This window comes from Streptomyces marokkonensis, from assembly GCF_039539045.1.
GTDB classification, from domain to species: Bacteria; Actinomycetota; Actinomycetes; order Streptomycetales; family Streptomycetaceae; genus Streptomyces; species Streptomyces marokkonensis.
Genome location: NZ_BAABCQ010000149.1, coordinates 1 through 19546, shown reverse-complemented (window position 1 = coordinate 19546; position 19546 = coordinate 1). Strand labels below are relative to the sequence as shown.

The following is a 19546-nucleotide window of genomic DNA, read 5'->3' as shown; positions in this document are numbered from 1 at the left end:
ATTCACGTAAGCAACTCCTTGGCTCACAGAACGACATGGCTACGATCCGACTTCTTTTTATGGCGCGATGACCGTTTTTATTTGCCTGTAGCAACCAACCGATCCTATGGTTGCCCTAAGCAACAAATAACGGGAGGTGCGCATGGCCGAGAAGGCTCAGTACGAGGAGCTGATCCGCCAGTTCAGCGCCTTCGGCGCCGTGAAGCGGGAGATGGGGCGGCTGCTGCCGCCCGACTGTCCGAGCGGTTCCGTCGCCGTGCTGACGCTGCTCGGCCGCCACGGGGACATGCGCATGAGCAAGCTCGCGGAGCTGCTCGCCGTGGACATGTCGGTGACCAGCCGCCACGTCGCCCACGTCGCCGAGCGGGGCTGGATCGAACGGTCACCCGACCCCGCGGACAAGCGCTCGCGCATCCTGCGCCTGACGCTCGACGGCCAGGGCCGGCTCGACGACATCGCCGAACGGACCAGCCAGATGCTCGCCCACCGGCTGAGCGACTGGTCCGACGACGAGGTCGGCCAGCTGTCCCGGCTCATGGCCCGCCTCAGGGCCAGCTTCGACGACTGCCGGGGACCCGCTCCCCGGCCACCCGCACCGTCCGGGGACGAACAGTCCACCCGTACACCCGCGACCACCACGTAAGTAAAGGAAGTCCATGGCAACGACCACACCAGCCGGTGTGCGGGCTCATGCCAAGCACGGGGGAGGCTCCAACGGAGACGCTCCGATGACGCACCGGCAGATCATGGAAGCGCTGTCCGGGCTGCTGCTCGGCATGTTCTGCGCCATCCTGTCCTCGACCATCGTCACCAACGCCCTGCCCGAGATCATCGGTGACCTCGGTGGCGGCCAGAGCGCCTACACCTGGGTCGTCACGGCGTCGCTGCTGACGATGACCGCCTCCACCCCCCTGTGGGGCAAGCTCGCGGACCTGGTCAGCAAGAAGGCCCTGGTCCAGATAGCCCTGATCGTCTTCGTCATCGGCTCCGTAGTGGCCGGTCTGGCGCAGAACCCCGGGATGCTGATCACCGCGCGAGGCATCCAGGGCCTGGGCGCCGGCGGTCTGTCCGCCCTGGCGCAGATCATCATGGCCGCGATGATCTCCCCGCGTGAGCGCGGGCGCTACTCCGGCTACCTGGGCGCGACCTTCGCCGTCGCGACCGTCGGCGGTCCGCTGCTCGGTGGTGTCATCACCGACACCAGCTGGCTCGGCTGGCGCTGGTGCCTCTACGTCGGCGTGCCCTTCGCGATCATCGCGCTGATCGTGCTGCAGAAGACGCTGAACCTGCCCGTGGTCAAGCGGAAGGTCAAGGTCGACTGGGCCGGCGCCTTCTTCGTCACCGCGGCCGTCAGCCTGCTGCTCGTCTGGGTGACCTTCGCCGACGACAAGTACTCCTGGATGTCCTGGCAGACCGGCGCCATGGTCGGCGGCGCGATCGTGCTGACGCTGATCTTCCTCTTCGTCGAGTCGAAGGCCAGCGAGCCGATCATCCCGCTGCGTCTGTTCAAGAACCGCACCATCACGCTGGCCTCGCTGGCCTCGCTGTTCGTCGGTATCGCGATGTTCGCGGGCACCGTCTACTTCAGCCAGTACTTCCAGCTGGCCCGGGGCAAGTCCCCGACCATGTCGGGCGTCATGACCATCCCGATGATCGGCGGCCTGTTCATCTCGTCGACGGTCTCCGGAATCATCATCACCAAGACCGGCCAGTGGAAGCGCTGGCTGCTGGCCGGCGGCGTCCTGCTGACGGCGGGTCTGGGCCTGCTCAGCACCATGCGGTACGACACCCCGTACTGGCACATCGGCATCTTCATGGCGCTGATGGGCCTCGGCGTCGGCATGATGATGCAGAACCTCGTCCTGTGCACGCAGAACCAGGTGGCCCCGAGCGACCTGGGCGCGGCCTCCTCCGTCGTGACCTTCTTCCGGTCCCTCGGCGGCGCGGTGGGCGTCTCGGTGCTCGGCTCCGTGATGTCGAGCCGGATCAGCCACTACGCCACCGACTCCATCGGGCAGCTCAAGCCCGAGGACCGGGCGGCGGCCGGCCAGGCCATGGGCTCCGGGCAGATCCCCGACATGGGCCTGCTGCCCGCGCCCATCCGCACCTGGCTGGAGAGCGCGTACGGGCACGGCATCGCCGACATCTTCCTGTACGTCGCGCCGGTCGCCCTGCTCGGCTTCCTGGTGACGCTGTTCATCAAGGAGGTGCCGCTGCGCACCTCGGGCGCCCTGGCCCAGGCCGCCGAGGCCACCGCCGAGACCGCCTCCCCGGCCGCCCCGGCCCCGGCCGAGGCCACCCGGGTCGCTCCGGAGCCGGTCCCGGCCGGTGCGACGGCGGCCGCGTCGGCGGCACCTTCGGCCGGCTCGGCCACCTCGGCCATGTCGGCCGCCCCGGTCTCCGACCCGGGTCTGCGGCCCGACGACACCCAGCGGCTCGCCGCCGTCGCCACGGCGACCGGCTCCGGTGCGCAGGAGGCGCCCGTCTCCGGTGGCATCGCGGTCCGCGGCTTCGTCCGCGGCGCCGAGTCCGCGCCGGTCCCGCAGGCCGCCGTCACGCTGATCTCGCTGGCGGGCCGGCAGCTGGGCCGGTCGGTCGCCCAGGGCGACGGCTCGTACGCGGTCGACGTGCCGGGCGCGGGATCGTACGTCCTGATCGCCTCCGCCGACGGCTTCCAGCCGCAGGCCTCGACGATCGTCGTGAACGACGAGCCGATCGCGTACGACGTCCTGCTCAGCGGTACCAGCGGGCTGACCGGCCTGGTCCGGGCCGTGGAGAACGGGCTGCCGGTCAAGGACGCGATGGTGATCGTGACCGACGTGCGCGGGGACCTGCTGGCCACCGCCGCCACCGGTGAGGCGGGCGAGTTCTCCTTCGCCGAGCTGGTGCCGGGCACGGTGACCGTCGCGGTGAACGCCGCGGGCTACCGGCCGCGCGCCCTGCCCCTCGAGGTGGGCGGCACCGGCGTCACCCGGGTCGAGGTCGACCTGCAGGCCGGGGCGCAGCTCCAGGGCGTCGTGCGGGCACCGCACGGTCCGCTGGCCGACGCCCGCGTCACGCTGGTCGACGCGGCGGGCAACGTGGTCGGCACGGCCACCACCGGGGCGGACGGGGCGTACGCCTTCACCGACCTGGACGCCGGTGAGTACACCGTCATCGCGACCGGCTACCCGCCGGTGGCGACGGCCCTCACGGTCACCGGCCCCGGTGCCGACGGCCACGACATCGAGCTCGCCCACCCGGGCGAGTAGCCAGACCCCGGCCCGTGGTGGCGTGCGCGCTCTGAGCGGAGGTGCGCCCGCCCACCACGGGCCGGCCTCTTCACGGCCTTCTCCACGAACTTCTCTACGACCTTCTCTAGACCTTCTTCACGACCACTTTCTGAGCCTTTGCAGGGAGAAAACGGGATGGGACTGACCGCGAGGATCCGAACGCGGGACGGATGGGCCGTGTCGCACGCGGTCGTCACGGTGACCGACATGACCGGCACGCAGGTGCTGCGCGCCGAGGCGGACACCGAGGGCGCCGTGCGGGACACCACCGTGCTGACGCCGGGGGCGTACACCGTCATCGTCACGGCCGTCGGGTACGCGCCCGCCGCCTCCAGCGCGATCGTCACCGCGAGCGGCCGGGCCGAGGTCGGCACCGTGACGCTGGCCCGCCAGGGCGGCACCGAGCTGCCGCCGCCGGGGCCGTGGACCGTCGACCCCGCGCACTCCAGCGTGGCCGCCGTCGCCCAGCACCTGGGCATCTCCAGCGTGCACGGCCGGTTCACGGACTTCACCGGCACGGTCGAGATCGCGCCGGACGACGTCACCAAGTCCCGGGTGGAGGCGGTGATCCGGGCGGCCTCCGTCGACACCGGCAACGGCATGCGCGACACCCACCTGCGCTCCGCCGACTTCCTGGACGTCGAGCGGTACCCGGAGATCACCTACCGCTCCACGGGCGTGGCACAGGCCGGACAGGACCGCTGGACGGTCCACGGCGAGCTGGGCCTGCACGGCGTCGTCCGCCCGGTCGACCTCGACCTGGCCTACCTCGGCACCGGCGCCGACCCCTGGGGCGGCACCCGGGCGGCGTTCCGCGCGACGACGGAACTGCGCCGCGAGGACTTCGCCATGAACTACAACCAGGTCCTCCAGGCAGGCATCGCCGCCATCGGTACGACGCTCAGGGTCGAGCTGGACATCCAGGCGGTACAGGGAGAGTCGCTGCCGGCCGTCTGAGCCGGCCACTGGTGCCGCGTGAGTCACCGCCGGCCGCGTGAACCCGCCACTGGTGCCGCGTGAGTCACCGCCGGCCGCGTGAACCCGCCACTGGTGCCGTGTGAGTCACCGCCGGCCGCGTGGGGCGCCGCGGGACGCCCTGGCCACCAGGTCGCCGCACAGGTCCCGGAGCTTGACGTTCCGGTCCTGTGAGGCCCGGCGCAGCCGCTCCAGGGCCCGGTGGGCGTCGATCCGCTCCCGGGCCATGAGCATGCCGACCGCCTGGTCGATGACGCTGCGGGAGAGCAGAGCGGTGCGCACGTCGGCCGCCGAGGCCTGCTGCCGTTCCAGGCGCAGGGCCTCGTTCACGGCGTGCGCGGCCCGTTCCGCGAAGGCGCGGGCCGCGTCGAGTCCGCCGGCCAGCGCATCGGGCTCGACGCCGTAGAGGTTGAGGGCGGCGCCCGTCTCGCCCTCGACGGCCAGCGGCAGCGCCAGCACGCAGCGCACGCCGGTGGCCAGCGCGTACTCCGTGTACGCGGGCCAGCGGGTCTCCGTCGCCAGGTCGGGGGCGTACCGCGCGCTCTGTGTCTCGGCGGCGTCCACGCAGGGGCCCGAGCCGTTCTCGTACTGCCGCAGGTCCAGGCCGCTGGGCAGGCCGGCGCTGCCCGCCAGGGTCATCAGCCGGTCGGCGCGGCGCACCGTGACCGAGCAGGCGACGGCGCCGGGCACCTGCGCGACCGCCCGGTCGGTCAGGTCGCGCAGGAGGGTGTCGAGGCCCTGGCTGCGCGCTATCGCACGGTCGAGCGTGTCAGGGATCTCCGAGGTCATGCCCGTACGGATAACCCGTCACCGTTCGCTCACGCCTCGTCCCCCGGCGCCGGTGTTCGCGTCGACGATGCGGCGGGCGAGGTCGCGCAGCTTCACGTTCTCCCGCTGCGAGGCCTTCACCAGGGACTCGAAGGCGCCGGCCGCGTCGATGTTCAGCCGCTCCATGAGGATGCCGGTGGCCTGACCGATGAGGTCCCGGGTGCGCATGGCCTCGGTGAGCTGCTCGCGCACGGTCGCCGAGTCCAGGGCGAGGGAGACGTGCGCGGTGAACAGCCGGCCGACGCGGGTGGCGTCGTCGTCGAAGGCCCGGGGCTTGCGGGCGTACGCCGTCAGCACGGTCAGGCGGCGCCGGTCGGCGCGCAGCCGCAGCGACAGCGCGGAGCGGAGACCGAGGTCGGCGAGGGCGTTTCCGCCGCCGTCGGCCTCGCTGTCGTCTATCCGCACCACGGGGGTGGTCCACAGGTGGTCCCAGTCCGGATGCGGCTCACGTGCCCCGGCGCGGTGCTCGGTCGCGAACCGTACGACCTCGTCGGTCCAGGCGAGGGTGCGGAGCCGGCGACCGCGCTGGATCTCCGAGATGCCCGCGTGCTCCGCGCCGGGCAGCAGGCGCACCGCCAGCGCCGCGGCGGTGGTCAGGGTGTCGTCCGGGGTGCCCGTCTCATGCAGTTGCCGAGCCGCGGCCGTCAGGACCTCGGCCAGCTCGAAGCCCACCGGAAAACGCGGCAAATCAGTAAATTCGGACGCAGCCACCACGAACCTCTTCGGCATGCGCGGCCAAACGGCCGTGCGCAGGAGAGCTCCGCAGCACATTCCCGACTGCGAGCACAGGACGAACAGCACTTTAGCTGCTCGGTTGCGTGCCGGTGACGCCCGGCCGAAGGAGCGGGCGCGTGCCTTCCCCGCCCCGGCGCCGGCGTGATGGAATGGGTGCAGGGTCAGGAAGCGGCCTCGACCGGAAGCCGGCGGACGTCTGTCAGGTGAGTGACGTGACCTTCCTCCCCCCACCGTGCGAGCCGTGCGATCCACCCGGCTACGCCGTGCTCGCGCTGCCCCCCGAAATCGACTTCTGCAACGCCGCCGGGCTGCTGCCCCTGCTCATGACCGCGGTGGACCACCACTCCGACGGCCTGCGCGTGCTCGTCCTGGACCTGACCGCGACCCGCTTCATGGACTCCCAGGGCGTCCGCCTCCTCGACCGGGTGCGCCGCCGTCTGCCCGACCACGCCCGGCTGCGGGTGGTGGCCGCCCCGCATGGCGTACCGAGCCGCGTGCTGGAACTCTCCAACCTGCGCCGGGACGTGCCGGTGTACGACAACCTCACAGAGGCACTGCGCCCCCGCAGCGGTACGGCGAGCGGGACCCGGCCGGAGCGCGGGACCGGGCCGGAGCGCGGGACCTCGGCCTAGGCTGGCGGCATGGCACCGAACATCGCGACGAACACCCGCGTCGGTCTGGGCGAGCTGCTGGACTTCGTACGCCCCCGGCACCGGGCGATCCTGCTGACCCGGCGGACCGACGGAAGCCCTCAGGGGTCACCGCTGACCTGCGGGGTAGACGACTCCGGCCGGATCGTGGCCTCCACCTATCCAGAGCGGGCCAAGACGCGCAACGCGCACCGCGACCCGCGGGTCAGCCTGATCGTCCTCAGCGACGAGTGGAACGGCCCCTGGGTCCAGGTCGACGGCACGGCGGAGGTCATCGACACGCCCGACTCCGTGGAGCCGCTCGTGGAGTACTACCGCAACATCGCCGGTGAGCACCCCGACTGGGACGAGTACCGGCGGGCCATGGTGGAGCAGGGAAAGTCGATCATTCGGGTGACACCGGAGAAGTGGGGTCCGGTGGCGACGGGAGGCTTCCCGGCGCGCTTGGCGACGGACGACTGACCGCGGGGCGGCGCGTGGCGTGGCCTGGCGTGACGGTCAGCCTCGTTCGACCATCGCCTCGATGCCCGCCACGAGCAGGTCCAGCGCGAACTCGAAGTCCCGGTCCAGCATCTCCGCGACCGTGTCGCCGCCGCGGGCCGCCATGAGGGCCCGTGACTCCTCGATGACGTCCACCGCGGTGTCCGGCGACTCGGCCACCGCGCTCATGGATTCCTGGAAGTAGTCGTCCGGGCTCTTACCGGTGGCCGCCGCCCGGGCGAGGAGATGGCCCTCGATGGTGCCGTAGCCGTAGACGAACTGGAAGACGGTGGAGATGGCACCGGTCAGGCGGTGCGTGGGCAGACCGCTGCGGCGCATGACGCCCTGCACCGCCCGGGAGAAGGCCAGCGAGTGGGGCCCGATGTTGAGGTAGGTGCCGGTCAGCTGCGACAGCCAGGGGTGGCGTACCAGCAGGGTGCGGTTCTCCCGGGCCAGCGTACGCAGTTGCCCGCGCCAGTCGCCGCCGGTCTCCGGGTCGGGGGTGCGCAGCTCGCCGAAGACGGCGTCCACGGCGAGTTCGAGCAGCTCGTCCTTGGTGTCGACGTACCAGTAGACGGACATCGCGGTGACACCCAGCTCGGTGGCCAGGCGGCGCATCGAGAACTTGGCCAGGCCCTCGGCGTCCAGCAGCCGGACGGTGGCCTCGGTGATCCGCTCCCGGTCCAGGCCGGACGGCTGCCCGGTCGGCTGCCCACCGCGCCGCCCGCCCCTACGGCCCTCGTCCGCCAGCCAGACACTGGCCCGCGGCCCCTGCCGCCCTTCCTTCGCCATGCGCACATTCTCCTCGACTCATCAGACGCCGGTCAGCCAAGCACTCCGTAAGGGCGTGGGGACCGCGCGGTCAACCACGCACAGCCGGAACAGCCGGTAGCCGCGCCGCAGGACGGGCCATCCGCGTCCCTAGGCGCCCACAGCCTCCGACTCTGCCCGCTCCGCCCTGCGCAACAGCACCGCCGCCACCACTCCGCCGAGCAGGACTGCCACCGCCCCCACCAACTGACTGCTCTCCAGTCCGGAGGAGAACGCGTCGATCACCAGCCGCCGCTCCGTCTCATCCTCGGCCGAGGCCAGGGCGGCCGGCAACGACGTCGCCGCGACGGGCACCAGCGCCGCGAACCGGGAGTTGAGCACCGCGCCCAGCACGGCCACGCCCAGCCCGTTGCCGAACTCCGCCAACGTACCGTTGATGCCCGCGCCGACCCCCGCCCTGGCCGGCGGAATCGAGCTCATGATCGCGTGTGCCATGGCCGGGTTGCCGAGCGCGCAGCCCACGCCTATCAGCAGCAGACCCAGCAGGGTGCCGGCGTAGCCCACGCCGGTGAGCGTGGCGATGGCCACCAGGCCGGCCGACATCAGCACCATGCTGAGCAGTACCGCCACCGGCGTACCCAGTTTGGCCAGCCACTTCGCCGCCACCCCGGAGAAGTTCAGCAGCACCACCGTCAGGGCCAGCGGCGCGGTCCGCAGTCCCGCCTCCAGCGGGCCGTACCCGAGCACGAACTGCAGGTGCTGGGTGAGCAGGAACAGCGCGCCGCCCATGCCGAAGGTGATCAGCACCAGCCCGGCCACCGCGCCCGTGAACCGCTGGTTGCGGAAGAAGGCCAGGTCGAGCATGGGGTACGGGATGCGGCTCTCCCAGTACGCGAAGAGGGCGAGTACCCCGACCGCGACGGCCGCCGTGGCCAGTACCCGGCCCGACGCCCAGCCGTACTCGGGGCCGGAGATGATCGCGTAGACCAGCGCGGCCATGCCGATCGTGGAGAGCACGGCGCCGAGCAGGTCGGGGCGGTCTCCCCGCCGGTTCTTCGACTCCGGGACCAGGGTCACGACCGCGACCAGGCCGAGCGCCACGACGGGCAGATTGATCAGGAAGATCGCGCCCCACCAGAAGTGGTCCAGCACGAGGCCGCCGATCAGCGGGCCGCAGGCGAAGCCGAGCGCGCTGACCGCGCTCCAGATGCCGATCGCCTTCGCGTGCTCCTCGGGCGCGAAGATCTGCATGACCACGGCGAGCGTGGTGGTCAGCAGCAGCGCGCCGCCGACGCCCATCCCGGCCCGCGCCGCGATCAGCTGCCCGGTGGTCTCCGCGAGACCCGCCGCCAGCGAGCCCAGCCCGAACAGGGCGAGACCTGCGGTCAGCATCTTCTTGCGGCCGTAGCGGTCGGCGGCGCTGCCGGCGGTGAGCAGCAGACCGGACTGCACCAGCGAGTAGGCGTTGATCATCCACTGGATGTCGGAGGTCGCCGCGCCCAGTTCGTCGGTGAGCGAGGGGATGGCCACGTTCAGCACGGTGTTGTCCAGCACCACGGTCAGCTGGGCGAGGCTGATGACTCCGAGGATCAGCCAGCGCTGCGGGTGACCCTGGACCGAGGGGGCGGCTCTCTGTTCCTGGGAGGAAATCGTCATGCTGTACAGCGTATAGGCGCTCTTATACGCTGTACAGCGTGGACTCTCGCCGGTCAGCCCGTCGGCTGCGTGAGGTCGTAGAAGGTGGCCGAACCAGCCGTGACCTGCTTGAAGTTGGCCTCGACCCACGACGTGATCCGCGACGAGGTGCCGGAGTCGGCGCCCATGCCGCCGCCTCCCACGAAGTAGTGGATCTCTCCGTCCGCCACGTACTTCTTGAACCGGGCCAGGGTCGGCGACGGGTCCGTGCCGTTGAAGCCGCCGATCGCCATCACCGGGTCGCCGGTGCTGAGCTGGTAGCTCGCGGCGTTCTGGGAGCCGATCGCTGCCGCGACCCAGGTGTACCGGTCGGCGTCGGCCTCCAGCAGCTTCCCGGCCTCGGAGTCGACCTGGGCTCCGTCGAGCAGGCCGCCCATGCCGCCGCCCCCTCCGCCCGTGCGGCCACCCTCGCCGGCCTGCCCGTCCGGGGCCGCCTGGCCGTCCGGGGCCGCCTGGCCGTCCGGGACCGCCCGCCCGTCCGGGACCGCCTGCCCGTCCGGGACCGCCTGCCCGTTCCGGCCCGGTGCGCCTCCGGGGAGGCCGCCGGTGCCGGGTCCACCCTGCCCCTGGCCCTGTCCCTGCCCGGGTGCGTTCCCGCCGCCGGGGAAACCGCCGCCCCGGCCACCGCCGCCGCCCGGTCCGCCCATCATGCTCGCGCCGGCCGGACCGGCCGTGACGATGGAGCCGCTGTGTCCCTCCCGCACGGTGCTCAGCGTGTACGCGGTGGGCGCAGCCAGGGACGCCACGAGGCCCAACCCGGCCGCCACGACGGCGATCCGTCGCCCCAGCCGCCCCGCGAGGACGAGCCCCGACGCGGCGGCCAGACCGCCGACCAGGACCAGCCACTTCAGCCAGGGCAGGTAGTCGGGCGTGCGGTTGAGGAGGACGTACCCCCAGGCCACGCTCGCCGTAACGGCGGCGGCGAGGGCGAGCGACGCCCGGACCCGCTCGCGGCGCTCCCAGAGCGTCGCCGCGCCCATGCCCACCACGGCCGCCAGGTAGGGCGCGAGGGCCACTGTGTAGTACTGGTGGAAGATGCCGGCCATGTAGCTGAAGACGGCCGTGGTCATCAGCAGCGAGCCGCCCCAGACCAGGAAGGACGCCCGAGCGGTGTCGGTACGGCCGCCGCGCCGCGTGGCGACCAGGCCCGCGACGAGCAGGATCAGGGCGGCCGGGAGCAGCCAGGAGATCTGGCCGCCGATCTCGGAGTTGAACATCCGGTCCCAGCCGGTCTCGCCCCACTGCCCGCCGCCACCGCCGCCACCGCCGCCGACGCTGCCGGTCTCCTCGCCGTTGAGGCGGCCGAGGCCGTTGTAGCCGAAGGTCAGCTCCAGGAAACTGTTGTTCTGCGAGCCGCCGATGTACGGGCGCGAGGAGGCCGGCCACAGTTCCACGACCGCGACCCACCAGCCGCCGGAGACGACGATCGCGGCGGTCGCCAGCGCGAGCTGTCCCAGCCGCCTCCTCAGCCGTACCGGTGCGCAGACGCCGTAGGCGAGGGCCAGGGCGGGCAGGATCAGAAAGGCCTGGAGGGTCTTCGTCAGGAACGCGAAACCGATCGCGACACCGGCCCACACCAGCCACTTGGTCCGGCCGTCCTCCAGCGCGCGGACGACGAGGTAGCAGGCGACGGACATCAGCAGCGCCAGCAGCGCGTCCGGGTTGTTGAACCGGAACATCAGCGCCGCGACGGGCGTGAGCGCCAGCACGACACCGGCGATCAGCCCGGCCGCGGGACTGAACCGGCGGCGCACGGCCGCGTACACGACGGCGACCGTCGCGACGCCCATCAGCACCTCGGGCACGAGGACCGACCAGGAACTCAGCCCGAAGACCCGCACTGCCAGCGCCATCGGCCACAGCGCGGCCGGGGGCTTGTCGACGGTAATGGCGTTCGCGGCGTCGAGCGAACCGAAGAAGAACGCCTTCCACGACTGGCTGCCCGCCTGCACGGCCGCCGAGTAGAAGGAGTTGGCGTAGCCGGAGGCGCTGAGGTTGTAGAGGTGGAGCAGGGTCGTGGCCAGCAGCAGGCCGAGCAGGGCCGGGCGAACCCAGCGGGGGTCCTCGGGGCGGCCCCGCCACAGTCCGCGCAGGCGCGGCTGCCGGGACCGGCCGGGCGAGGGCGGCGCCGCCGTCGGCGGTTCCCCGTCCTCGCCGCCGTGCGGACGCGTGTCCCCCGCGTACGTCGTTCTGTCGTAGTGCGTCGTCATCGTCCGTCCCTCGGGTCGGTGTCGGCGGGGGGCACCGGCCGCAGGCGCGCCGTGGCGGCGCCGCGGGCGCGGTGGGGATGCGGGAGCCGGGGCCCGGGCGCGTCCACGACGGGCAGCGTCTCCACGACGGGCAGCGCGTCCACGACGGGAAGCGCGTCCGGGAACACCCAGGCTCGGAAGAGCAGGAAGCGCAGCACGGTGGCCGCCAGGTTCGCGGCGATCAGCACCGCCAGCTCGGTCGAGCGGTCCGGGTCCGCGCTCGCCGCGGTCAGGGCGGCGAGCGAACCGGCGGTGAGGACCAGACCGATACCGAAGACGAGCAGCCCCTGCACCTGGTGTCGCGCGGCACCACCGCGGCCCCGCACCCCGAAGGTCAGCCGCCGGTTGGCGGCCGTGTTGGCGACCGCCGAGACCAGCAGGGCGAGCGCGTTGGCGGACTGGGAGCCGCCCAAGTGGCGGAAGCCGCTGTAGAGCAGCAGGTAGAAGAAGGTGGACAGGACACCGACGACACAGAAACCGACGAGCTGCCGGGCCAGTCCGGGCGGTACGTCCTTCAGGTCGCGGTCGCGCGGGTCGTCGCCGAAGGGCCGCGCCAGCCGGTCCAGCGGCAGCGAGCCGGTGGCCAGGGCCTTGCCGACCCGCCACACGCCCTTGAGGTCGTCGGCCGCCGTCCTCACGATGTGCACGGTGGAGTCCGGGTCGTCGACCCAGTCGACCGGCACCTCGTGGATCCGCAGCCCCGCGCGCTCGGCGAGCACCAGCATCTCGGTGTCGAAGAACCAGCCGGTGTCCTCCACCAGCGGCAGCAGCACCCGGGCCACGTCCCCGCGAACCGCCTTGAAGCCGCACTGCGCGTCGGAGAAGCGGGCCTGGAGAGACCCGCGCAGAATGAGGTTGTAGGAGCGGGAGACGAACTCCCGCTTGGCGCCGCGCACCACCCGTGAGCTGCGGGCGAGACGGGAGCCGATCGCAAGGTCGGAGTGACCGGATATCAGCGGGGCCACCAGCGGCAGCAGCGCGTTCAGGTCCGTGGACAGGTCGACGTCCATGTAGGCGAGGACCGGGGCTTCCGAGGCCGACCAGACGGTCCTCAGAGCCCGGCCCCGCCCCTTCCGCTCCAGCCGGAAGGGCGTGACCTCGGCAAGCTCCGCCGCCAGCCGCGCCGCGACGTGCGGGGTGGCGTCCGTGGAGGCGTTGTCCGCGACCGTGATGCGGAAGGCGTACGGGAACGTGCGGGTGAGGTGCTCGTGCAGTCTCCGCACACACGGCCCGAGGTCCTTCTCCTCGTTGTGGACGGGGATCACGACGTCCAGGACGGGTGTACCGGCTCCTGCGGCCGGGAGGTGCTCCCGCGCCGGCAGGGAGCCGGTGGAAAAGTCGGTTCGCATGGAACCGACTCTTCTCAACTCTCCTGTCGCACCCGTGTGGTGAGGCTGTGCTGTGCCTGTGAGCGAGATGGTGCGCTCTCCTGCTCCGAAAGCGCGGGCAGGCGCAGGGTGAAGACCGTCCGGCCCGGCACGCTGCCGACCGTCACGCCACCGCCGTGCGCGGTCGCCACGGCCTGCACGATGGCGAGCCCGAGTCCCGTGGAGCCGGTCGTCCGGGACCGCGCGGAGTCGCCGCGCGCGAACCGCTCGAAGACGTGCGGCAGCAACTCGGCCGGTATCCCCTGCCCGTTGTCCTCGACGTCCACGCACAGCCACGCCCCGACCGTCCGCACGCGCGCGGTGACGGTCGTACCGGGCGGGGTGTGGTTGCGGGCGTTGCCCAGCAGGTTGACCAGCACCTGCTGGAGCCGGGCGGTGTCCGCCGACACCAACGCCGGTTCGTCGGGCAGGTCGAGTCGCCAGTTGTGGTCCAGGCCGGCCGCGCGGGCGTCGCTGACGGTGTCCACCACGAGCGGTACGAGGTCGGTCCGCCCGAACTCCAACGGGCGCCCGGCGTCCAGGCGGGCGAGCAGCAGCAGGTCCTCGACCAGCAGGGTCATGCGCCCGGCCTCGGACTCGATGCGGCCCAGCGCGTGCCGGGTGTCGGGGCCGACCAGTTCCCCTCCCCTGCGGGTGAGTTCGGCGTAACCGCTGATGGAGGCGAGTGGCGTACGCAGCTCATGGCTGGCGTCCGCGACGAACCGCCGTACCCGCGTCTCGCTCTCCTGCCGTGCGTGCAGCGCCCCGTGCACGTGGTTCAGCATCCGGTTGAGCGCGGCGCCGACCCGGCCGACCTCGGTGTGCGGGTCGCACTCGGACTCCGGGACGCGTTCGTCGAGATTCACCTCGCCGGCGTGCAGCGGGAGTTCGGAGACGCGGGTGGCGGTGGCGGCGACCCTGCGCAGGGGGCGGGTGGCGACACCCACGATGACGGTCCCGGCGAGGGAGGCGGCGACGAGACCGGCGGCGGTGACGCTGGCCTCCACGAGGACCAGGGTGTTGACGGTGGTCGTGACGCCGGAGGTGGGGACGGCGGCGTAGTAGCTGCCGTTGGCGCCGGCGCGGTACTCCACGCGGTAGTCGCCGAGGCCCGGGATCCCGGTGGTGTGCGCGCCGCCGTCCCGGGGGACGGCTGCCAGCGCGGCGCGCTGCTCCGCGCCGAGGGAGATCGCCGTCATGCCGCTGAGGTCGGTGCTCTCGTCGGAGTCCCGGCCGTACTTGGCGTCGATGACGACACCGTCGCGCACGTCGGCGACGATCGTGCGGCGCGGTTGCGGGCCGCGGGTGACGAACGCGTCGAGATCCATTCGCCGCGGGCCCTTGTCCCCGCCGCCCTGGGGGTCCCCGGGCGGCCCGGGGCCGGACACCCGGCTCGCGACCTCGTCCAGCTGCCCGTCCAACTGGTCGTACAGATGTGATCGCAGCGCCACCGTCGTCACCGTGCCGATCACGGCGCACACCACCGCGATCAGCGCCACCGACGCGACGACGAGCCGCGTCCGCAGGGACCGCGGCCGCGGTCGTCGCCGTCCACTCACGCCGCGGGTTTGATCAGGTAGCCGGCCCCGCGCCGGGTGTGGATCATCGGCTCGCGACCGGCGTCGATCTTCCGGCGCAGGTAGGAGATGTACAGCTCGACGACGTTGGCCTGGCCGCCGAAGTCGTACGACCACACGCGGTCCAGGATCTGCGCCTTGCTCAGCACCCGCCGCGGATTGCGCATCAGGAAGCGCAGCAGCTCGAACTCGGTGGCGGTGAGGTGGATGCCGGTGCCACCCCGGGTGACCTCGTGACTGTCCTCGTCGAGGGTGAGGTCGCCGACGACCAGGACGGATTCGGAGCGCCGGTCGGCGGCGCCCGAGCGCCGGATCAGTCCGCGCAGCCGGGCGACGACCTCCTCCAGACTGAACGGCTTGGTGACGTAGTCGTCCCCGCCTGCGGTCAGCCCGGCGATCCGGTCCTCGACCGCGTCCTTGGCGGTCAGGAACAGCACCGGCACGTCCGGCAGGTCGCGGCGCAGCCGACCGAGCGCGCTCAGCCCGTCCATGTCGGGCAGCATCATGTCCAGCACGACGGCGTCGGGCCGGAACTCTCGCGCGGCCTGGACGGCGCCGTGTCCGTCCCCGGCACTGCGGATCTGCCAGCCCTCGTAGCGCAGGGCCATGGACAGCAGCTCGGTGATGGACAGCTCGTCGTCCACCACAAGCACCCGGACGGGGCTCCCGTCCGGCCTCAGCAGTTCGGTGCGCCCCTGGGGCGAGGTCGTGGTCATACCGGACACGGTGTCGGGGTGCTCTGAGAACACCCTTTCCCCAAGCTGTGATTTGTCTGAGAAACCCACAGCGGCCTCTCACGGGCCTCCGGACGGGCGCGGGTAAGGACGGGGCTGCCGGCGGCAGGGGAGGCGGAGGTCGGGAAAAGGGGTCAGAACAGCCCGTCCTGTACTTCGGCCGCTCGTCTGAGCTCCCGCACGGGCACGGCGCACGGCGCACCCTCGACGGACACCAGTTCCCACCCCGTCATCAACCGTGTGTCGAGCACGACGACCCCGCGCTCCGTCGCCAGATGCAGGTCCGGGCCGGCGGCCGCCACCAGGCCACCGCCGATCGCCCCGCCCGCCACCAGCTCGGCCACCTCCCCCACGACGGCCGGCCCACGGTCCACCCCCTCGATTCCGAAGACACCCGCGTGGTCCACGCTCCGGAACGGCTCCGGCGTCAGCGAGTCCGGCCAGCCGCCGAGCCCGACGGCCCGCGCGTGCAACTCCGCGATCTCCGCCGCACGCTCCGCCTCCGACCCCGGCAGCCCGGTTCGCACCGCACGCTTGTGGGCGTACGGAATCCGGTCGGGAACGCCCAACGCGGCCCGCAGCAGCTCCTCGGTCCGGCGCGCGGCCATCAGTGGCCCGTGGCCCAGCCAGCTGAAACAGACCGCTCCCTGCTCCAGCAACCGGGCGGATCCCCGTTCGCATGCGGTGATCCCCACCTTGGTGAGCCCCGGCCCGAACCACGCCAGATAGACGCGGTAGGGCCTCGGGTCGTCCGCGAGGGTGTCGGCGGCCACGGAGTGCGCCCGGTCCAGCCGCGCGCACTCCTCGCACCGCGCTCCAACGCTCCGTCCCGGCACGCCGGCCCGTACCGGGCAGGCGTGTCCCCGCGCTCCCACGCATGTCCGCACACCCCCCTCGGCGACCGCGAAGGCCACCCGCTCCCCCCGGGCCGGCGCGCTGCGCCGCCCCCCGATCCACGTCAGCACGGGGCCGTCCGCCGCCCACCGCAGCCCCGAGCACTTCCACGCCTGTGCCATCGCTCCCGAGAGTAGAGGGCACCACTGACAAAGCCGGGGCCTGTACTAACTCACGGTTAGTACAGGCCCCGGCGTACGGTATACGCATGAAGGTGAGTGAGCCGATGTGCCCGGAACGTCTGATCATGGAACACATCACCAGCCGGTGGGGCACCCTGGCCCTGATCGCGCTGCTGGACCGTTCGTACCGCTTCAGCGAGCTGCGCCGGGAGATCGGCACGGTCAGCGAGAAGATGCTGGCCCAGACCTTGCGGACGCTGGAGCGCGACGGCCTGGTCCGGCGGGACGCCAGGCCCGTGATCCCGCCCCGCGTGGACTACTCCCTCACGGACCTCGGCCGCGAGGCCGCCGAACAGGTGCGCGGCCTCGCGCGTTGGACGGAGCGGCGGACGGCGGCGGTCGAGAGGGCCCGCGCGGCATACGACGCGGCGAAGACCTGACGCACCGCCCCCCGGCCCCCCGCTCCACTGCTCCAGCACTCCAGCACTGCGGCACTCCGGCACTGCGGCACTCCGGCCCCCGCTACTCCGTGCCGGACGCCCTCACTGCTTGAGGACCGCCTCCATGACGCTCTTGGCGATCGGCGCGCCGAGACCGCCGCCGGAGATGTCCTCACGGGAGATGTCCATGTCGGTCGGGTCGATGAAGACGGCCACCGCGACGGAGGTCCCGTCCGACTTCTTGCCGTAGGAGACGAACCAGCCGTAGGGCACCTTCTCGTTCACGTCGACGCCGCGCTGCGCGGTACCGGTCTTGCCGCCGACCGTGATGTCCTCGATCTGGGCGCGGCGGGCGCTGCCCTCCTTGGCGGTGAACTCCATCATCTGCTGGACCTTCTGCGCGGTCTCGGCGGAGACCGCCTCGCTCATCACCGCGGGCTCCGTCTTCTCCAGGGTGCCGAGGTCCGGCCCCTTGACCTCGTCGACGACGTAGGGCTGCATCACCTTGCCGTCGTTGGCCAGCCCGGCGGTGACCATGGCCATCTGCATCGGCGTACTGGTGAGGCTGCCCTGCCCCATGCCGGTGAGCGCGGTGCCCGGCAGGTCGAGCTCCTCCGGGTAGAGGCTCTTGGTGGCGAGCATGTCGCCGAAGTCGTCGGAGTAGACGTCCTCGTTGAAGCCGAACTTCTCCGCGGTCTCCCGCATCTTGTCCTGCCCCAACTCGGCCGCGACGTCGAGGAAAACGTTGTTGCACGAGTACTGCATCGCGGTCTTCAACGAGGCCTTGTTGCAGACCGCGTCGCCGGCCTCGCTGCCGATCTTGTTGGTGGACTGCGGCAGGGGGTACGGGGAGACGGCGTCCGTACGGGCGTCGATGTCGGAGACGACGTCGTGCTCCAGGGCGGCGGCCGCGGTGAGGATCTTGAAAGTGGAGCCCGGCGGATAGGTCTCCCGCAGCGCACGGTTGGCCAGCGGCTTGCTCTTGTCCTTCGTGAGCGCCACGAAGCGGTCGGACTCGTTGAACGTACCGCCCGCGAACGTCGACGGGTCGTAGGACGGCGCCGACACCATGGCCAGCACCTTCCCCGTCGCGGGATCCAGGGCGACGACGGCACCCCGGGCACCCTTCAGGTCGGTCAGCCCCTTCCAGGCGGCCTTCTGCGCCTTCGGGTCGATCGTGGTCACCACCGAGCCGGCCCGCCGGCCCTCGCCGCTGACGACGTCGGCGAACCGCTGGAAGGCCAGCCGGTCGTCCTTTCCGGTCAGGATGCCGTCGTAGGTCTTCTCCAGCAGCGTCATGCCCTGGGCCTGCGAGGCGTATCCCGTCACCGGCGCGTACATCGGCCCGTCGGTGTAGGTGCGCTTGAACTTGAGGTCGGTGCCCTCCGTCTCGGCGGACCCGGTGACGGCCCGGCCACCGACGACGATGTCTCCGCGCGGGGTGGAGAACTGCTCGATCTGCACCCGCCGGTTCTTCGTGTCCGAGGCGAGCTCCGGGGCCCGGACGTACTGAAGCCAGTTCGCCCGGATCAGCAGGCCGAGCACCAGCAGCCCACAGAAGATCGCCACGGCCCTCAGTGGCTTGTTCACCGGGTGCCCCCACCAAGGCTCGGCCGGATGGATATGGAGATGCGTCGTCGCGACATGCGCACACCCTAGACACAGCGCGAGTGGTGAGCGCCAGGTGGGTAGGTCGCGAAAGTGACATGCGGCACAGAGAAGGACGGACCTGGTGAACAGCCCTCCCTGTCCGACCCGTTTATCCGGGAAAATTTCCCCAAGGATATCCGTGGGCCGGACAAAACCCCGGCACACTCCTTTGCTTGAGCCATAAGCTCATCCCTATTCAGACTGCCGTGCACACCTTCCGGCAGCCCTTCTCCTTTCCCGCTCCCATCGAGAGGGCCCTTCGTGAGACTCGCCGTTCCCTCGCCGTGGCCGCCGCCGTAGCGGTGCCCGCACCCGTCCCGCTGTTCACCGCCGCCCCCGCACTCGCCGCCACCACGCCGTCACCACGTCCGCGGCACAGACGCAGAATCAGCAGAAACAACCGGACCGGCCGACGTACGCGGAACTGGAAAAGGCAATCGCCGACACCAAGAAGGCCTACGAGGACGCCGTCGCCGCAAATGAGAAAGGCGAGAAGGAACTCGAGGCCAGATGCCTTCGCGCTGTTCGCCGCCGACGCGTCCAGCGCGTACAGGTCCTACGTCCAGGGGCCGATGAAGCGCTACGCATTCGCACTCCTGCCCGCGGACGGCGAGCCCGGCGAGATCGACGACGCCAAGCCCGTAGAGCCCGACGCGGACGACGACAAGCGGCCGGACACCGCGGCCCCCACCACCGGCACGGACCCCTCCACCCAGGGCGGCGCGTCCAAGCAGGCGGCGAAGGCTCCCGCCACCGGGACCGAGGCCGGGACCGAGGCCGACGGCAACCTCGCCAGGACCGGCTCGTCCTCCGCGATGACGCCGATCGCCCTCGCGAGCGCCACCGCCGTCGCGCTCGGCGCCGGCACGGTCTTCGCCATCCGCCGCCGCAGGGACGCGGACAGCGCCTGACGCGGGTCCGGCCGGACAAAAGCGAAGGCCCTGTGGAACACTCCACAGGGCCTTCGCTCAGCTGTGCACTCGGCAGGATTCGAACCTGCAACCTTCTGATCCGTAGTCAGATGCTCTATCCGTTAAGCTACGAGTGCTTGTCTTTTTCAGTTTTACCGCCGCTCCCGGCCCTTCCGGCCCGCTCGCGGCGACAGGA

The 19546-nt window shown here is 71.7% G+C and carries 17 protein-coding genes and 1 tRNA gene; 7 read left to right on the top strand and 11 right to left on the bottom strand.

The features are described 5' to 3' along the window. The first annotated feature begins 142 nt into the window (after positions 1 to 142). From ABEA26_RS28210 to ABEA26_RS28200, 3 genes are all read left to right on the top strand, one after another. The gene (locus tag ABEA26_RS28210) at positions 143 to 643 is read left to right on the top strand and encodes a MarR family winged helix-turn-helix transcriptional regulator (protein WP_345596177.1); all 501 of its coding nucleotides are present in this window, start codon (positions 143 to 145) and stop codon (positions 641 to 643) included. An 85-nt stretch (positions 644 to 728) separates the two neighbouring features. After that, entirely contained in the window at positions 729 to 3251 is a 2523-nt protein-coding gene (locus ABEA26_RS28205; RefSeq protein ID WP_486388979.1) for an MFS transporter, read from the top strand. A 156-nt stretch (positions 3252 to 3407) separates the two neighbouring features. After that, a complete protein-coding gene (locus tag ABEA26_RS28200) occupies positions 3408 to 4229 on the top strand; it encodes a YceI family protein (protein WP_345596175.1) in 822 nt (273 codons plus the stop codon). Between the two features lie 105 nt (positions 4230 to 4334). Here the strand turns inward: ABEA26_RS28200 and ABEA26_RS28195 are convergent, their stop codons facing one another. Together ABEA26_RS28195 and ABEA26_RS28190 are read right to left on the bottom strand one after the other, a co-directional pair. Beyond that, on the bottom strand, positions 4335 to 5036 hold the full coding sequence (locus ABEA26_RS28195; protein ID WP_345596174.1) for a GAF and ANTAR domain-containing protein: 702 nt from the start codon (positions 5034 to 5036) through the stop codon (positions 4335 to 4337). Positions 5037 to 5054: 18 nt separating this feature from the next. Continuing rightward, positions 5055 to 5804, bottom strand: a complete 750-nt coding sequence (locus tag ABEA26_RS28190) for an ANTAR domain-containing protein (protein ID WP_345596173.1) — start codon at positions 5802 to 5804, stop codon at positions 5055 to 5057. Between the two features lie 278 nt (positions 5805 to 6082). Between ABEA26_RS28190 and ABEA26_RS28185 the strand changes: the two genes are divergently transcribed. Next, complete coding sequence (locus ABEA26_RS28185) at positions 6083 to 6442, top strand: STAS domain-containing protein (protein WP_425587912.1); 360 nt, start codon at positions 6083 to 6085, stop codon at positions 6440 to 6442. A gap of 9 nt (positions 6443 to 6451) precedes the next feature. Next, complete coding sequence (locus ABEA26_RS28180) at positions 6452 to 6922, top strand: PPOX class F420-dependent oxidoreductase (protein WP_345596171.1); 471 nt, start codon at positions 6452 to 6454, stop codon at positions 6920 to 6922. A gap of 36 nt (positions 6923 to 6958) precedes the next feature. On the opposite strand, the gene ABEA26_RS28175 is transcribed toward ABEA26_RS28180, so the two are convergent. From ABEA26_RS28175 to ABEA26_RS28145, 7 genes are all read right to left on the bottom strand, one after another. Beyond that, complete coding sequence (locus ABEA26_RS28175; RefSeq protein ID WP_345596170.1) at positions 6959 to 7732, bottom strand: TetR/AcrR family transcriptional regulator; 774 nt, start codon at positions 7730 to 7732, stop codon at positions 6959 to 6961. A gap of 129 nt (positions 7733 to 7861) precedes the next feature. Then, positions 7862 to 9367 carry an MFS transporter gene (locus ABEA26_RS28170; protein WP_345596169.1) on the bottom strand — a complete coding sequence of 502 codons (1506 nt, stop codon included), beginning with the start codon at positions 9365 to 9367 and terminating at the stop codon, positions 7862 to 7864. Positions 9368 to 9420: 53 nt separating this feature from the next. Then, positions 9421 to 11616 carry a glycosyltransferase family 39 protein gene (locus tag ABEA26_RS28165; RefSeq protein ID WP_345596168.1) on the bottom strand — a complete coding sequence of 732 codons (2196 nt, stop codon included), beginning with the start codon at positions 11614 to 11616 and terminating at the stop codon, positions 9421 to 9423. Further along, positions 11613 to 13004, bottom strand: a complete 1392-nt coding sequence (locus tag ABEA26_RS28160; protein ID WP_345596167.1) for a bifunctional glycosyltransferase family 2/GtrA family protein — start codon at positions 13002 to 13004, stop codon at positions 11613 to 11615. Before ABEA26_RS28160 ends, ABEA26_RS28165 begins: the two co-directional genes overlap by 4 nt. 14 nt (positions 13005 to 13018) lie before the next feature. Continuing rightward, positions 13019 to 14581 carry a HAMP domain-containing sensor histidine kinase gene (locus tag ABEA26_RS28155; protein ID WP_345596166.1) on the bottom strand — a complete coding sequence of 521 codons (1563 nt, stop codon included), beginning with the start codon at positions 14579 to 14581 and terminating at the stop codon, positions 13019 to 13021. Continuing rightward, positions 14578 to 15315, bottom strand: a complete 738-nt coding sequence (locus tag ABEA26_RS28150; protein ID WP_345596165.1) for a response regulator transcription factor — start codon at positions 15313 to 15315, stop codon at positions 14578 to 14580. Before ABEA26_RS28150 ends, ABEA26_RS28155 begins: the two co-directional genes overlap by 4 nt. A gap of 152 nt (positions 15316 to 15467) precedes the next feature. Then, complete coding sequence (locus ABEA26_RS28145) at positions 15468 to 16349, bottom strand: DUF2797 domain-containing protein (protein WP_345596164.1); 882 nt, start codon at positions 16347 to 16349, stop codon at positions 15468 to 15470. A gap of 86 nt (positions 16350 to 16435) precedes the next feature. On the opposite strand from ABEA26_RS28145, the gene ABEA26_RS28140 reads away from it, so the two are divergent. Further along, positions 16436 to 16789 (top strand): winged helix-turn-helix transcriptional regulator, encoded by a 354-nt coding sequence (locus ABEA26_RS28140; protein WP_345596163.1) that lies wholly within the window; start codon positions 16436 to 16438, stop codon positions 16787 to 16789. Between the two features lie 102 nt (positions 16790 to 16891). Here the strand turns inward: ABEA26_RS28140 and ABEA26_RS28135 are convergent, their stop codons facing one another. Next, positions 16892 to 18379 carry a peptidoglycan D,D-transpeptidase FtsI family protein gene (locus tag ABEA26_RS28135; protein ID WP_345596162.1) on the bottom strand — a complete coding sequence of 496 codons (1488 nt, stop codon included), beginning with the start codon at positions 18377 to 18379 and terminating at the stop codon, positions 16892 to 16894. Positions 18380 to 18918: 539 nt separating this feature from the next. On the opposite strand from ABEA26_RS28135, the gene ABEA26_RS28130 reads away from it, so the two are divergent. Further along, positions 18919 to 19350 (top strand): hypothetical protein, encoded by a 432-nt coding sequence (locus ABEA26_RS28130; protein WP_345596161.1) that lies wholly within the window; start codon positions 18919 to 18921, stop codon positions 19348 to 19350. A gap of 64 nt (positions 19351 to 19414) precedes the next feature. Here the strand turns inward: ABEA26_RS28130 and ABEA26_RS28125 are convergent. Continuing rightward, positions 19415 to 19487: transfer RNA gene (locus tag ABEA26_RS28125), tRNA-Arg, on the bottom strand. Positions 19488 to 19546 lie beyond the last annotated feature (59 nt).

What these genes read in the sequence shown, in the direction of transcription:
- ABEA26_RS28210 (WP_345596177.1), top strand. Translation starts at nt 143, where the DNA reads ATGGCCGAGAAGGCTCAGTACGAGGAGCTGATCCGCCAGTTCAGCGCC.
- ABEA26_RS28205 (WP_486388979.1), top strand. Translation starts at nt 729, where the DNA reads ATGACGCACCGGCAGATCATGGAAGCGCTGTCCGGGCTGCTGCTCGGC.
- ABEA26_RS28200 (WP_345596175.1), top strand. Translation starts at nt 3,408, where the DNA reads ATGGGACTGACCGCGAGGATCCGAACGCGGGACGGATGGGCCGTGTCG.
- ABEA26_RS28195 (WP_345596174.1), bottom strand. Translation starts at nt 5,036, where the DNA reads ATGACCTCGGAGATCCCTGACACGCTCGACCGTGCGATAGCGCGCAGC.
- ABEA26_RS28190 (WP_345596173.1), bottom strand. Translation starts at nt 5,804, where the DNA reads ATGCCGAAGAGGTTCGTGGTGGCTGCGTCCGAATTTACTGATTTGCCG.
- ABEA26_RS28180 (WP_345596171.1), top strand. Translation starts at nt 6,452, where the DNA reads ATGGCACCGAACATCGCGACGAACACCCGCGTCGGTCTGGGCGAGCTG.
- ABEA26_RS28175 (WP_345596170.1), bottom strand. Translation starts at nt 7,732, where the DNA reads ATGGCGAAGGAAGGGCGGCAGGGGCCGCGGGCCAGTGTCTGGCTGGCG.
- ABEA26_RS28170 (WP_345596169.1), bottom strand. Translation starts at nt 9,367, where the DNA reads ATGACGATTTCCTCCCAGGAACAGAGAGCCGCCCCCTCGGTCCAGGGT.
- ABEA26_RS28165 (WP_345596168.1), bottom strand. Translation starts at nt 11,616, where the DNA reads ATGACGACGCACTACGACAGAACGACGTACGCGGGGGACACGCGTCCG.
- ABEA26_RS28160 (WP_345596167.1), bottom strand. Translation starts at nt 13,004, where the DNA reads ATGCGAACCGACTTTTCCACCGGCTCCCTGCCGGCGCGGGAGCACCTC.
- ABEA26_RS28150 (WP_345596165.1), bottom strand. Translation starts at nt 15,315, where the DNA reads ATGACCACGACCTCGCCCCAGGGGCGCACCGAACTGCTGAGGCCGGAC.
- ABEA26_RS28145 (WP_345596164.1), bottom strand. Translation starts at nt 16,349, where the DNA reads ATGGCACAGGCGTGGAAGTGCTCGGGGCTGCGGTGGGCGGCGGACGGC.
- ABEA26_RS28140 (WP_345596163.1), top strand. Translation starts at nt 16,436, where the DNA reads ATGAAGGTGAGTGAGCCGATGTGCCCGGAACGTCTGATCATGGAACAC.
- ABEA26_RS28130 (WP_345596161.1), top strand. Translation starts at nt 18,919, where the DNA reads ATGAGAAAGGCGAGAAGGAACTCGAGGCCAGATGCCTTCGCGCTGTTC.